Below are 14,273 nucleotides of genomic sequence, written 5' to 3'. Positions count from 1 at the left end.
TTGAAACGTTTGATTCCTTTTATGTTGATGCTCATAGTATTCGTCAGTGGTTGCAGTGAACCACTTGAGCGTGGGAAACAAGTTCGTGAATTCACCTTTACGGATCAGCATAATGAACCATTTAACTCCAAGGAACTTTCTGGTTCGCCTTGGATTGCAGACTTTATCTTTACGAATTGTACAACAGTATGTCCGACATTAACGAGTGAGATGGCAGAACTACAAGCTGAATTGAAAGGTCGGGACATCGAAATGAACTTCATTTCGTTTTCTGTAGATCCTGAAACCGATACACCTGCAGTATTGAAAGACTATATCGCAAACTTCACAGATGATGAATCCAACTGGCATTTTCTGACAGGCTACACACAACTAGAATTTGAAGCATTTGCACGTGAAGAGTTCCAGACTTTTGTGCTGAAACATGAATCTTCCACTCAAGTTGTCCATGGCACCAATTTTTATCTAATGGATTCAGAAGGCTATATGATGAAGGAATATAATTTCTCAAATGAATCATATAAAGAAGAATTACTGGCTGATTTAAAACGCATGAAATAATAGTCGGAGGGCGTGACGTATTTCGTCGAATCCGCTATACTAGGATAGGAAAGCAGGTGTACGTGTTGGATCCTCGTTATTGGAAAGCCGGTTTTTTTACTGCATTGATTTCATTTGTTCTACTCATTTTAGGCGTACGGACAGTACTTGGACATGACCTAGTCGTCAATAATTATTTGACGTTTGCAGTGTTCGGTCTAATAGTCGGCATTGTCAGCTCCCTCTTATTATTCTATGAGCTATCCATTGCATTTAAAATGTTCATGGTCGTTCTCGTTCTAGCGTTTGCCGAAATGTTTCGTAGCTTCCTGATGATGGATAATGAATACTCAGAAGCAATCGGAATTTTATCTTTGTTCATTATTTCATCTTTCGGACTAGCAATCTCCATTATTGTGCAGTTTATTGTAAAATTAGCTCGCAAAAACTAAAAACCGGTTGGAGAATTATTCTCCGACCGGTTTTTTCACTTTTTTGATTTGTTTACTTCTTAATTGACCACATGCTGCATCGATATCCGTCCCGTTTTCAAGACGTACTCCACAGTTGATGCCTTTACGTTTAAGTGCTTCGTAAAACGATTTAATGGCTTCGGGTTCACTGCGTTGATACTGACCGTGCTCGTCTACCGGATTATAAGGAATCAAATTGACATAAGACAAGTGACGTTTATCAGCCAACAGCCTGCCTAACTCTTCCGCCTCTTTCACATGATCATTCACATCGCGCAATAAAATGTATTCGAATGTGATTCGACGATTGGTAGTTTCCAAATAATAGTTAATAGATTCCATTAGTTTCTCTATCGGGAATGCTTTGTTAATTTTCATGATAGATGAACGTAACTCATTATTAGGTGCGTGTAATGAAACAGCTAAATTAATCTGAATGTTTTCATCCGCAAAGTCTTTAATTTTCTCAGTCAAACCACTTGTGGAAACGGTGATATGACGCGCACCAATAGAGAGACCTTTTTGATCGTTGACAATATGCAAGAAATTCATCAGATTCGCATAATTATCGAACGGTTCACCGATTCCCATGACGACAATATGACTGACACGCTCTCCTTCACCTTTGCCATCTAGATGCTCTTGAACTTTCATGATTTGACCAACAATTTCCCCAGCACTTAAATCACGATTTTTACGCAATAAACCACTTGCGCAGAAACTGCATCCGATATTACATCCTACCTGTGTCGTCACACATACAGAATAACCATAAGGGAATTTCATTAAAACCGTTTCAATCAAGTTGCCATCTTCCATTTTAAAGAGAAACTTCACTGTACCGTCTTGTGATACTTGCTTAACATTTTGTTCGAGTGTTTGGATCGAGAAGTTCTCATCCAACAAGTCCCGCGCTTCTTGATTGATGTTTTTCATTTCATCAAAGGAAAGTACACGTTTCTTGTAGAGCCAGTCCCATACTTGGGCTGCTCGGAATTTCTGTTGTCCGTTTTCTATGAAGAAGTTTGTCAATTGTTCAATTGTCAAACCATATATGGATGTTTTCATGTAATTTCTATCCTCATTTCAAAATTGCAATCTTAATATTATACTACAAGTTTGCGGTAAAAGGAACAACTGATTAGATTTATAATTATTTTTGCTGAACGTTTTTGTCCGTTCTAAGCTTCATGAAAAATGATAATAGGTTCAATGCTGCGAGTACGACAAAAAAGATCCCCATACCGGTATGTCCTGTAGCGATTCGATCATATGCAAAGTATGCCATTACCACGCCAATGACAAGATCGATAATTTTTGAATTAAACAAGTTACTACCTCCTTACTGTCTTACCCGTAGTATAGCAGAAAAAAGCACCTGCAGACGAATTTCCATTCGAGGCAGGTGCTGAATAAGTTATCTATTCTTATACATTTGTTGCAGTAAGATTATGCTCTTTGATGAAATCTGTAAGAACTGACTCAAGATTTGGTGTTCCGATTTCATCCAAATCATAATAAACACGTGTGCATGGCTTATTTATATTAATGACTCGTGACAGATCCATAGGTGTACCAATAATGACTGCATCTACATCAGCTGCATTGATCGTCGCTTCCAAATCTTTTAACTGTTCTTCGCCGTAGCCCATTGCTGGTAAAATATTTTCGATGTGCTGATACTTATCAAAAGTTGTGATTAAGCTTCCTACTGCAAATGGACGCGGGTCAACAATTTCAGCTGCACCAAGACGCTGTGCTGCAATTACACCTGCACCCAGTTTCATTTCACCGTGAGTTAATGTCGGACCATCTTCAACAATTAGCACGCGCTTGCCTTTGATGATTTCAGGGTTATCAACAGAGATTTTTGATTCTGCTTTAATAATTGTACTGTTTGGTGCCGCAAATTTAATATTGTTTTCAACCGTTTGAATGGCTTCTTCCGATGCACTATCAATTTTGTTAATGATGGATACATCTGTTGTACGCAAGCATACTTCACCTGGGTAGTATTTCAATTCATGGCCTGGACGGTGTGGATCAAGAACTGTGATCGCCAAGTCCGGCTCGTAGAATGAAAAGTCATTGTTCCCACCATCCCAAAGGATTACGTCACAGCCGTCTGGATCATTTTCAGCAGCATCCAGAATATCCTGGTAATCTACCCCTGCATAGATAATATTTCCACGGTCAACATGCGGCTCATATTCTTCCATTTCTTCAATCGTACATTTATGTTTTTTGAAATCTTCTACCGTTGCATAACGCTGCACACGTTGTTCAGCTAAGTCGCCATAAGGCATTGGATGACGAACAGCTACTACTTTCAAATCATGCTCAAGCAATGTTTCGATAATTTTACGTGATGTTTGACTCTTCCCTGTTCCCGTTCTAACCGCGCAAACAGAAATAACTGGTTTATTACTTTTAATCATCGTTGCTTTTGATCCAAGGAGTGTAAAATTAGCACCTGCCGAGTTCACAATTGCACCAATTCCCATAACCTTTTCGTAGCTTAGGTCACTATAAGAGAATACACATTCATCTACTTCTAGTTCTTTGATCAACTCAGGTAGCTGATCTTGTGAATAGATAGGAATTCCTTCAGGATACAATTCACCAGCTAATTCAGTTGGATATTTACGTCCATCGATATCCGGAATTTGTGTAGCAGTAAATGCCACGACATTGTATTCTTCTTTACCACGGTAGTATGTATTAAAATTGTGGAAGTCTCTTCCTGCTGCACCAATAATGATTATATTTTTAGTTTTCATAAATTTATCTCTCCAATCAAGCTTCTTTTTATTATTATAAGTCAACATGTATAAAAATACAATAGAAAATATTAAAAATACATGTATTTGTATACATATACACCTTTTTTCTGTCATATATTGTTACAAAAACTACTATAGCAACCATCTATGCATCTTTCTATACATTTATGACAAGAAAAAGCCATTCAGTATCGAATGGCTTTTGATCATTTTATTCATTTAGTAAGTTGCTTAAGCACTTCAAACAGTGTATTCATCTGATCGTCTGTACCGATCGAAATACGTAAATAATCGCGAATATCCTTTTGATCGAAGTGACGGACTAAAATTCCACGACCTTTTAATTGTTGATACAATACTTTTGCGTCATTGTGTAAAGGCTTAACAAAGACGAAGTTTGCATCGGATGGGAGAACTTCAAAACCTAACTCTTTCAAAGTATGGACTGCAGATTCACGTGTGCGAATGATTTTATTTGTACTTTCCGAAAAGTATGCATGATCAACAAACGCAGCAGTGGCCCCCGCCATAGCTAAACGATCAATTGTGTATGAGTTGAAAGAATCTTTTATTCGCGTCAATCCTGCTATCAATTCGGGTTGTCCAAGTGCGAATCCGACACGCAATCCTGCTAGTGCACGAGATTTAGATGTGGTTTGGATCACAAGTAAATTTGGGTAACGATCAATCAGTTTCATCGCAGACGGACCTGCAAAATCAATATATGCTTCATCGATAATGACCACTTGATCTGGATTATTTTGCAAAATATCTTCGATTACATCCAACTCAGCATAAATACTTGTCGGTGCATTGGGGTTTGGTAGAATGACCCCGCCTGGTGAATTATAGAATTGCTTTTTGGGTAAGGTGAAATCAGCATTCAATGGGATTTTTTCGAATGATATATTAAATAGCTTGGAATAGACCGGATAAAAACTGTAGCTAATTTCTGGAAACCTAATTGTTTTTCCTGGCTCGAAAAATGCCATGAATGAAAATGCCAGTACTTCGTCAGATCCATTACCTACAAAGACATGGTCTTTTGTCAGTCCATATGTCTCCGCTATCGCGTGACGCAAGGGATCTACTGTTGGTGAAGGATAGCGTTGCAATGTGTTGCCGTTTAATTCTTCTTGAATAGCTTCTAATACTTTTGGGCTTGGTGGATACGGATTTTCATTCGTATTTAATTTGATGATATCTGGCTGATTCAACTGCTCACCCGGAACATAAGGTTCTGTGCGGCGTGCAACTGTGCTCAGAAATCTACTCATTGCGTAGCACTTCCTTTTTCGGTCTTCTTTCGCGTAGCACTTGCTGAACATCCGTTAGATCAACGTCAAGAATATTCATCAATACAAGCGTATGGTAGACCAGATCTGCAATTTCATTGGACACTTCTTCTTTATCTGCATTTTTTGCGCCGATTACGACTTCCGTAGATTCCTCTCCGACTTTTTTCAACACTTTGTCGATACCTTCATTGAATAAATACGTCGTATACGAGCCGTCTATTGGATTGGCTTTACGATCTGCGATTTCGTCGATTACTTCGTAGACGACTTCACGTAATGATTCTTCTTTTTCCCTTGCTGTTGTGAAGAAGCATGTTTTTTCTCCCGTATGACAAGCGGGACCTTGTGGAGTAACTTGAATCAGTAATGTATCTTGATCGCAATCTACAGAAATACGTTGCACTTGCTGTGTATTTCCGGATGTGGCCCCTTTATTCCAAAGTTCCTGTCTCGAACGGCTATAAAACCAAGTTTCATTTGTTACTAACGTTTTTTCAATTGAATCTTTGTTCATATAAGCAAGCATTAGGACTTCTCCTGTGCGATCATCTTGTACAACCGCTGGAATTAGACCTTTGTCGTCAAATTTTAATGCATGGATGTCTAGTGTCATTTTAGTCATTCCTAACTGCGATATTTTCTTCTGCTAAGTAATTTTTCAAGTCTCGGATATTGATTTCATTGAAGTGGAATACGGATGCGGCTAGGGCTGCATCTGCTTGCCCTTTTGTAAGTACATCTTTAAAATGTTCAGGTTTTCCTGCACCACCACTTGCGATGATTGGAATAGTGACAGCTTCAGCCATAGCCTGGTTGAGTGCTAGATCATAACCGTCTTTGACTCCATCTTGGTCCACGCTATTGACGACCAACTCACCAGCGCCAAGGGCTTCCATTTTCTTCGCCCATTCGATTGCATCGATCCCTGTTTCTTCCATACCACCTTTTGCATAAACAGACCACTTGTTTTCGCCTTCTTGACGAACATCCATCGATAACATCACACGCTCCGATCCGTACTTATCCGCTACTTCTTTAATTAGTTCCGGATTCGTCAAAGCTGCACTGTTGATAGATATTTTATTACCACCTATTTCAAATACTTTGTCCACGTCTTCAAGCGTACGAATCCCTCCACCTACGATGAATGGGATCGGCACTTCTTTCGCAATTTCCTCAATTAAATCAAGGAACATACCACGGTTTTTTGTCGATGCAGAAATGTCATAGAATACGAGTTCATCAGCGCCGTCTGCAACATACTTTTTTGCTAATGTTAGAGGATCCGCCACTTCCTGAACGTCTAAAAATTTCTTTCCTTTTACAACTTTACGATTATCTACGTCTAAACACGGAATGATTTTTTTAGTTGTTGACATGACTGCCGTCCTCCAATAGCTTCTTTAAGGATAAGTTGCCTTCGTATAATGCTTTCCCGATAATAGCACCGTACATGTCTTCAGTTGCGAGTTTCTTAATGTCCTCTTCTGTAGATACACCACCGGAGGCGATAATATCGATCGAAGAGGCTTCATCCATAATTTTCAGTTCTTCAAAGTTTGGTCCCTGAAGCATGCCGTCTTTCATGATATCTGTATAGACAACTGTTCTGACGCCTATCTCCGCTAAGTCCTGCAATAAATCAACTGCTTTAACGTCACTTGTTTCCGTCCAACCGTCTGTTGCGACTAAGCCATTACGTGCGTCGATGGACACAGCAATTTTGTCACCGTACTTTTCAACGGCCTTTTTTAAGAATTCAGGATCTTGGATAGCTGCCGTGCCGATAATGACACGTGCAACGCCGTTTTCGATATGTGAGTCGACAATGTCCATATTTCGAATTCCGCCGCCTACTTGAACGGGGATACTGACTGCTTTTGCGATGGCTTCAATGGCTTTTTTGTTGGCGGAGTTTCCTGTTTTTGCGCCGTCTAAGTCTACGACATGGATGTATTCGGCTCCTTGGCTTTGCCACTCTTGTGCCATATTTGTTGGTGAGTCGTTGTAGATTATTTCTTGTGCGTAGTCACCTTGAATGAGGCGTACACATTTGCCATCTCTTATGTCGATTGCTGGGAATAAAATCATCAACTAGTCCTCCTAATAAATGAAGTTTCGGTAATACATTCGCGCCGTTGATCTGCACTACGGGCGGACGCTTTCCTTCGGGCATGGCTTGAGCCTAGCGAACAGCGAAGGGTTCGCTTTGCCGTATTCCTGTTTACTTTGCAGAAATTAAGGCATCTGTCCGGGGTCTCAAGACTCATGCTTATCCCGCGGGAGTCGCCGCCCTCCGTTCCGATCAACTAGTATACTCTTCAAGATTCAAAACCATAAAACTTTATTACAAAGACCCTTTAGTAGAAGGTATGCCTTTTACGTCTGGATTGATGGTGCTGGCTACGCGTAGGGCGCGGCCGAAGCTTTTGAATACGGATTCTATAATGTGATGTGTATTTTTTCCGTAGTTCAAGTTGATGTGTAATGTGATTTTGGCGTTGTTTGTAAATGCTAGGAAGAATTCTTCGACTAGTTCTGTGTCGAATTCCCCTACTTTATCTTTCATTCCGTCTACGTTAAATACAAGGAATGAACGGCCACTGATGTCGATAGATGCTGTGGACAGTGCTTCGTCCATTGGTGTGGAAACTAACGCAAAGCGTTCTATTCCTTCTTTTGTGCCAATGCATTGGTTGAATAATTGGCCTAGAACAATACCAACGTCTTCTACGGAATGGTGTTGGTCTACTTCAATGTCGCCATCGCATGTTACAGACAGATCAAAGCGTCCGTGTTTTGCGAATGCCGTCAGCATATGGTCGAAAAATCCAACGCCAGTGTTTATATTCGTCTTTCCCGTGCCGTCTAACGAAAAATCCATTTCAATGGACGTTTCGCCTGTCTTACGTGTTAATTGTTGTTTACGCATTCGTATCCTGCCTTTCGTACGTTAATCGAGTTGGCATGTCCTGTTAATTGTTCGGCATCCGCTAATGTAATGATGTCATCTGCCACTTCTAACAAAGCGTTCTCGGAATAGTAGATAATACTCGACTTTTTCATGAAATCATATACACCTAATGGAGAAGAAAACGCTGCTGTTCCACTCGTCGGCAATGTATGATTCGGTCCAGCCATATAGTCACCCAATGCTTCAGGTGAGTGCTGACCTAGGAAAATAGCTCCTGCGTTTCGTATAGCTGCCAAGTGCTCCATAGGATGATCGATCATTAGCTGCAAATGTTCTGGTGCTAAACGATTCACCGTATCAAATGCTTCTTGTAGTGAATCGACTACAATGATCCGTCCAAAGTGTTCTATAGATTGTGCTGCAATTTCCTTGCGGTCAAGTTCAGTTAGCTGACGTTCAACTTCTTCTGAAAGCTCGGTCGCAAATACTTCGCTCGTCGTGATACATACTGCCGCTGCACGCTCATCGTGCTCTGCTTGAGATAGTAAATCTGCTGCTGCATAAACAGGATTTGTATTAGCATCAGCTACGACACAAATTTCACTAGGTCCAGCAATCATATCGATTGCTACATCACCGAACACCCACTTTTTCGCTCTCGCAACGTATGCATTCCCAGGTCCAGTGATTTTGACGACTTTTTCAATTGTCTCCGTTCCGTACGCAAGGGCAGCTATTGCTTGTGCTCCACCTACTTTAAAGATTCGATCGACTCCCGCTTCTTTCGCTGCTACTAAAACGTGAGGATTAATCTTGCCGTCACGTTGTGGGGGTGTCACCATGGAAATTCGTCCGACTCCTGCAATTTTCGCTGGTAATGCATTCATTAAGACAGTCGACGGATAGGCGGCTTTTCCGCCCGGGACGTAAATTCCAACACTATCAATTGGTGTTACTTTCTGACCAAGCATAATGCCTTCATTTGGATTCAAGAACCATGATTGTTCTTTTTGCGCTTCATGATAAGCCGTAATACGCTCTTTTGCTGAGCGTAATGCACGGAGGAAATCACCTGTAACTGCTCTTTCCGCCTCATTGATTTCTTCTTCTGTGACAATCAAGCCGTCCAGCTTCACCCCGTCAAAACGTTCAGTAAAATCCAAAACCGCTTTGTCGCCTTCAGAACGAACTTTATCGATGATGGATAGGACGTTGCGATCAAATTCTAAATCCGTTTGATTAGAATCATCGCGTCTTAGTAGTTCTTCTGTGAATTCCGCTCCACGAATGATCTTCATGAACGCACCTCCAAACCTTCCTTCATATCTTTGATGAACTGCTGGATATCTTCAGTTTTCGTAGCATAACTTGCTTTGTTTACTATCAAACGGGCACTGACATCCGCCAGCTCCTGCAAGACAACGAGTCCGTTCTCTTTTAATGTTGTACCCGTTTCGACGATATCGACAATGACATCTGACATGCCGATTAATGGCGCGAGTTCAATCGATCCATTCAATTTGATCATTTCAGTACGGATACCTTTTTTGTCGAAAAACTCTTTCGCAACTAATGGATATTTTGAAGCTACCGTTAGAAATGGAATGTTTTCAACTGGTGTAAAGGGGTATCCCGCTACCGCTAGCTTACAGCGTCCGATTCCTAAGTCCAGTAATTCATAAACATCACGGGGATCTTCCATCATGACATCTTTTCCAACAATCCCTACGTCCGCTGCACCTTTTTCAACGTAGACCGGAACATCTACGGCTTTGACAAATATTAGTTTGATCTTTTGTTTGTCATCATAAATGACGAGCTTCCGGCTTTCATCAGTGAATTCCGAAAAATATACATCAGATTTTTCAAGGAACTTCATCGCGCGTTCTGCTGTTCGGCCTTTCGCCATTGCTACTGTTAAATAATCCATTCAGGTACCCCTTTCTTGCTTGCGATAAAATCAAGCAATTGTTTGAAATCGATGAACTCTTTTGTCTCTTCTTGATCTACTAGTTTATTTTGCTGTTCTGTTAATTGAATCGTGTAGAGACTGTCTGACTGGTGTTTTGTATCAATCATAGGTTTAGAAATGACACGATAGTCACGCTCTCTTAACTCATTCGTTATATCGATTGCGTATTTAATACGGCTTTCTTTATATAATACAGTTACGTCGATGCTATATCTTTCTTTTTGACCTTTATTAGATGAAGCTTTGACTAACGATTCGATTTCACATGCAAAACCAATCGCTGGCAATTTCACACCGAATTCTTCACTTAGTGCATCATAACGGCCGCCCATCAATACCGGCTTGCCAAAATTCTCTACGTAGCCTTGAAATATAATTCCTGAGTAATATCCCATGTGGTTAATCAAACCGAGATCAATGACGATATGCTTCTTTAAGCCATACAATTCGACGATATCGCATGTTCGTTGTAAATATTTGATTGCATCCTGTGCCAATTCACTAACCTGTAAGTTTTGTAGTCTTTTAAATACCAGTTCAGGCGCACCATATAATAGAGGTAACTGCTCGAGTACTTCTTTAATAGAAGGATCCATCGATAATTGCTGTAAGAATGGACCTATTTCCACAACATTTTTTGCTTGAATTAACATCTTGAGTTCAGCCGTTTGTTCTGCAGTAATATCAGAGTCCGCAATCAATTCATTGAAGAACCCTGCATAGCCAATTTCAATTTTCACATCCAAGAAACCAACATCCCGTAATGCGTGACATGCAAGCATAATCGTTTCAGCATCTGATGCAGGTGAACTCTCGCAATAGAACTCGACTCCCGCCTGTGTTTTACCGATACGCTCACTTTCCTGGAACGTCTGTCTAAAGACTTCTTGAACATAATAATAACGCATTTCTTCGGGTAAGTTATCATGTAAAAGGACGAGTTGCTGTGTCAATGGTATTGTAACATCCGGTCGCAATACGAGCACTTCACCCGTATAGTCAATCACTTTTATCATTTCGTTTTGATTGATTGAGGTACGTACATTGGAATATAAATCGTATTGTTCAAATGCGGATGTTTTGATGCGCTTATAACCATATGTGGTGAATCGTTTTCCTAATATGTTAATAATCTTTTCATGCACTTCATGTTCATTTTCAAGAATTTCAGAATACAAGATATCTCCTACCGCCTTTCATATGAAAAAACAAAAACTTTACTGCTTTACTACGCTAAAGTAAATTATTACTATAATGGTTATGTAGAGCATTGTCAACTGTTAGTGGCATGGTTCATCTGCTACAATATGTACTATAGAAAAGGAGACTGTAAACTATGTTTGATTACCACATGCACAGCGCATTTTCAGCGGATTGTGAAATCCCCATGGAAGAGATGGCTAAAGCTTCTATCGCTAAAGGCCTTACCGAAATTTGCTTCACCGATCACGTCGATTATGAATATCCAGATGAAACGATTCATTTCGATTTTGACAAACTCGACTATGCACAAAAGATTCTTCAATTGAATGAACAATTCGATGGACAGCTGACTATTAAAAAAGGAGTCGAAATCGGCTTACAACCTGACCTATTACATCTCTATGAAGAATTGATGGATGAGCATACATTTGATTTCGTCATCTGTTCGCTTCACACAGTCGAAAATAAATCCCTACACTATCGCGAGTTATTTGAAGACCGTTCAACAGAGGCAGCTTTTGAGACATATTACAAGGAATTATTGTACTGTGTTCAGCATTATAAGCGTTACAGCGTGCTTGGCCACGCAGATTTGATTAAACGTTATACTGATCAGCCACCAACTAATTTATTTCATGATTATTTAGAAAAGATCTTCAATACTATCATACCAGAAGGAAAAGGGATTGAACTGAATACTTCGGGAACTCGCTACGGATTGCCGCATAATATGCCAAGTGAAGATATTTTACGTTTGTATAAACAATGTGGAGGCGAAATCATTACACTTGGTTCAGATGCGCATAGAACGACAGAAATCGCACATGAGTTCAAGGAATCTTTAGAGTTATTTCAGTCCATTGGTTTTAACTATTTGGCTACATTTACAGAAGGCCAGCCAGAATTCCATAAAATTTCTTCCTTATAAAGAGAAAAGTGACGAGAACTTCCTTGGAGTTTCGTCACTTTTTATTTGGGAATATCCCTATCGTCTGAATAGCCATGTTTTTAACAGGGCCAAACGCTCTCGAATTAACACTTTTGCTTTTATGGATTCAGGCGTCTTTGCTGCAACAACATCAGACTCCCATCCTATCTGTCTTGCAAGAAACCTCGCTCTAGCCAAGTGATAGTCACTGCTGATGATAGTCACTCCCGCCACTTCAGGAATGATATTCTGACTGAATTGAAGATTCTCACTTGTGGAAGTAGATTGGTCTTCCATAACTAAGCGTTCTTTCGCAATTCCATGTTGTTGTAAAAAACGATACATTGCCTCAGCTTCGCTAATGTCTTCGTCTTTTCCTTGTCCGCCTGCAAGAACTAACTGTACATGCGGGAATTGCGTAGCATACTCCACAGCGCTCTCCAATCGGTAACGCAATGACAGCGAAGGAACTTCTCCGTTCACTTTAGCCCCTAGAATAATTGCATACTCATATTTTCCATTCGCTTTCATCTGTTGTGCTTGTTTTATTCTTTCTCCTGGTAACATCCAAAACATCCCCAGTCCCGCAATGATCAAAACTGCTAGTACGATTATTTTCCATGCCTTCTTCATTCGTTCACCTCCTGCTATATTCATAAGACGGAGATGAATGTAAAGTAGTTCCAAAAAAGAGCAGCGAACCTTTTGGTCACGCTGCTCTTGCTATCTATTTAAAAGCTTCTTCATAACTTGCTTTTTATTGACCATACTATGCACTTCAGTAGGTAATCCCCATAGCTTAATGAAACCGACCGCAGCAGCTTGATCAAATTCATCATCAGATGTATAAGTCGCTAATTTCTCATCATATAGGGAATTAGGAGATTTACGACCTTCCACTATTGCATGACCTTTAAACAACTTCACACGAACTGTACCGTTGACGTATTGCTGTGTCTCTTTAATGAACGCCTCTAGCGCATTACGTAAAGGTGAGAACCAAAGACCGTTGTAAATCAACTCACCAAGTTTTTGTGAAATGATGGGTTTAAAGTGTGCTAATTCCTTCACAAGCGTTAAATCTTCAAGTTCCTTATGTGCTTTCAACAACGTAATAGCTCCTGGGGCTTCATATACTTCACGGGATTTGATACCGACTAAACGATTTTCTACATGATCGATACGACCTATCCCATGTTTGCCAGCCATTTCATTCAATATTGTAATCAATTCACTTAATATATACTTTTCCTTATCAATCGTAACCGGAACACCTTGTTCAAAGCCGATCTCGATAATTTCAGCAGTATCGGGTGTATTTTCAATGGAAACCGTTAAGCCAAATGCGTCCTCTGGAGGTGTTGCCCATGGGTCTTCTAACATTCCGCATTCATTTGCACGCCCCCACAAGTTTTGGTCCACGGAGTATGGATTATCCAAATCAATCGGAATCGGAATATGATGTTCTTTTGCATAATGAATTTCTTCTTCACGTGACCAGCTCCATGAACGCACAGGCGCTACGACTTCCAACGTTGGATCTAGCGATTTGATCGCTACTTCAAAACGTACTTGGTCATTTCCTTTTCCTGTGCATCCATGAGCTACTGCCGTCGCTTGTTCTTGATGCGCAATTTCTACTAGCTTCTTGGATATAAGCGGACGGGATAATGCAGAGACAAGTGGATATTTATTCTCATAATAGGTTTGTGCTTGCAATGAAAGAAGAACGAAATCCTGTGCGAATTCTTCGCGTGCATCTATAACATAGCTACTGACTGCGCCTACCGTAAGGGCCTTTTCCTTAATGAAGGTAAGATCTTTTCCTTCACCGACATCTAAGCAAACCGCAATTACGCTATATCCTTGATCCGTTAACCATTGAATTGCAACGGAAGTGTCTAAACCGCCTGAATAGGCTAAAACGACTTTTTTCTTTTCCATGGGTAAATCCCCTCTCATTGAAGCGAGTGTATGTTTATTCAACTAAATGTATTTTTATAATAACATATTTTAGTTGAAACGCAATAAAAAAGGATAATCGAGTAGGAGGGAGTGATTAACTCCCGACCTCTCACACCACCGTACGTACCGTTCGGTATACGGCGGTTCAATTAAGATTGATGACGCAAAGTTTCATAACGAGATACTAGACTTTTGAG

The 14,273-nt window shown here is 40.3% G+C and carries 16 protein-coding genes; 3 read left to right on the top strand and 13 right to left on the bottom strand.

Translation table 11 applies throughout. The features are described 5' to 3' along the window. Positions 1-561 carry an SCO family protein gene (locus CSV63_RS06140; protein WP_099695039.1) on the top strand — a complete coding sequence of 187 codons (561 nt, stop codon included), beginning with the start codon at positions 1-3 and terminating at the stop codon, positions 559-561. Positions 562-626: 65 nt separating this feature from the next. Next, positions 627-992 (top strand): hypothetical protein, encoded by a 366-nt coding sequence (locus CSV63_RS06135; RefSeq protein ID WP_099695038.1) that lies wholly within the window; start codon positions 627-629, stop codon positions 990-992. Between the two features lie 15 nt (positions 993-1,007). Here CSV63_RS06135 and rlmN read toward each other — a convergent pair whose 3' ends face one another. The 11 genes from rlmN to hisZ form a co-directional block, all read right to left on the bottom strand. Further along, entirely contained in the window at positions 1,008-2,081 is a 1,074-nt protein-coding gene (gene rlmN, locus CSV63_RS06130) for a dual-specificity RNA methyltransferase RlmN (RefSeq protein WP_099695037.1), read from the bottom strand. A gap of 85 nt (positions 2,082-2,166) precedes the next feature. Further along, on the bottom strand, positions 2,167-2,343 hold the full coding sequence (locus CSV63_RS16455; protein ID WP_158233921.1) for a hypothetical protein: 177 nt from the start codon (positions 2,341-2,343) through the stop codon (positions 2,167-2,169). A gap of 97 nt (positions 2,344-2,440) precedes the next feature. Next, positions 2,441-3,793 (bottom strand): cyclic 2,3-diphosphoglycerate synthase, encoded by a 1,353-nt coding sequence (locus tag CSV63_RS06125; protein ID WP_099695036.1) that lies wholly within the window; start codon positions 3,791-3,793, stop codon positions 2,441-2,443. 218 nt (positions 3,794-4,011) lie between these two features. Continuing rightward, positions 4,012-5,073, bottom strand: coding sequence for a histidinol-phosphate transaminase (gene hisC, locus CSV63_RS06120; RefSeq protein WP_099695035.1), 1,062 nt, complete (start codon positions 5,071-5,073; stop codon positions 4,012-4,014). Further along, positions 5,066-5,716, bottom strand: coding sequence for a bifunctional phosphoribosyl-AMP cyclohydrolase/phosphoribosyl-ATP diphosphatase HisIE (gene hisIE / locus CSV63_RS06115; RefSeq protein ID WP_099695034.1), 651 nt, complete (start codon positions 5,714-5,716; stop codon positions 5,066-5,068). Before hisIE ends, hisC begins: the two co-directional genes overlap by 8 nt. Further along, positions 5,709-6,473 carry an imidazole glycerol phosphate synthase subunit HisF gene (gene hisF, locus CSV63_RS06110; RefSeq protein WP_099695033.1) on the bottom strand — a complete coding sequence of 255 codons (765 nt, stop codon included), beginning with the start codon at positions 6,471-6,473 and terminating at the stop codon, positions 5,709-5,711. Before hisF ends, hisIE begins: the two co-directional genes overlap by 8 nt. After that, positions 6,460-7,185, bottom strand: coding sequence for a 1-(5-phosphoribosyl)-5-[(5-phosphoribosylamino)methylideneamino]imidazole-4-carboxamide isomerase (hisA, locus tag CSV63_RS06105; RefSeq protein ID WP_099695032.1), 726 nt, complete (start codon positions 7,183-7,185; stop codon positions 6,460-6,462). The genes hisF and hisA overlap by 14 nt, the downstream gene beginning before the upstream one ends. 256 nt (positions 7,186-7,441) lie before the next feature. Then, on the bottom strand, positions 7,442-8,026 hold the full coding sequence (hisB, locus tag CSV63_RS06100; RefSeq protein WP_099695031.1) for an imidazoleglycerol-phosphate dehydratase HisB: 585 nt from the start codon (positions 8,024-8,026) through the stop codon (positions 7,442-7,444). Beyond that, positions 8,008-9,306 carry a histidinol dehydrogenase gene (hisD, locus tag CSV63_RS06095; RefSeq protein WP_099695030.1) on the bottom strand — a complete coding sequence of 433 codons (1,299 nt, stop codon included), beginning with the start codon at positions 9,304-9,306 and terminating at the stop codon, positions 8,008-8,010. The genes hisB and hisD overlap by 19 nt, the downstream gene beginning before the upstream one ends. Continuing rightward, a complete protein-coding gene (gene hisG / locus CSV63_RS06090; protein WP_099695029.1) occupies positions 9,303-9,938 on the bottom strand; it encodes an ATP phosphoribosyltransferase in 636 nt (211 codons plus the stop codon). Before hisG ends, hisD begins: the two co-directional genes overlap by 4 nt. Further along, positions 9,926-11,158 carry an ATP phosphoribosyltransferase regulatory subunit gene (gene hisZ, locus CSV63_RS06085; protein ID WP_158233920.1) on the bottom strand — a complete coding sequence of 411 codons (1,233 nt, stop codon included), beginning with the start codon at positions 11,156-11,158 and terminating at the stop codon, positions 9,926-9,928. Before hisZ ends, hisG begins: the two co-directional genes overlap by 13 nt. Positions 11,159-11,316: 158 nt before the next feature. Here hisZ and CSV63_RS06080 point away from each other — a divergent pair, with 158 nt between their 5' ends. Beyond that, positions 11,317-12,111 (top strand): histidinol-phosphatase HisJ family protein, encoded by a 795-nt coding sequence (locus CSV63_RS06080; protein ID WP_099695027.1) that lies wholly within the window; start codon positions 11,317-11,319, stop codon positions 12,109-12,111. A 57-nt stretch (positions 12,112-12,168) separates the two neighbouring features. Here CSV63_RS06080 and CSV63_RS06075 read toward each other — a convergent pair whose 3' ends face one another. Both CSV63_RS06075 and CSV63_RS06070 read right to left on the bottom strand, forming a co-directional pair. After that, positions 12,169-12,744: a YdcF family protein gene (locus CSV63_RS06075; RefSeq protein ID WP_199203618.1), complete on the bottom strand. Its 576-nt coding sequence runs from the start codon at positions 12,742-12,744 to the stop codon at positions 12,169-12,171. Positions 12,745-12,834: 90 nt separating this feature from the next. Further along, positions 12,835-14,055, bottom strand: coding sequence for an argininosuccinate synthase (locus CSV63_RS06070; RefSeq protein ID WP_099695026.1), 1,221 nt, complete (start codon positions 14,053-14,055; stop codon positions 12,835-12,837). Between the last annotated feature and the right edge of the window lie 218 nt (positions 14,056-14,273).

The organism is Sporosarcina sp. P34, from assembly GCF_002743375.1.
Taxonomy (GTDB): Bacteria; Bacillota; Bacilli; order Bacillales_A; family Planococcaceae; genus Sporosarcina.
The sequence above is the reverse complement of the archived record's forward strand: the minus strand, read 5'-3'. Positions and strand labels throughout refer to the sequence as shown.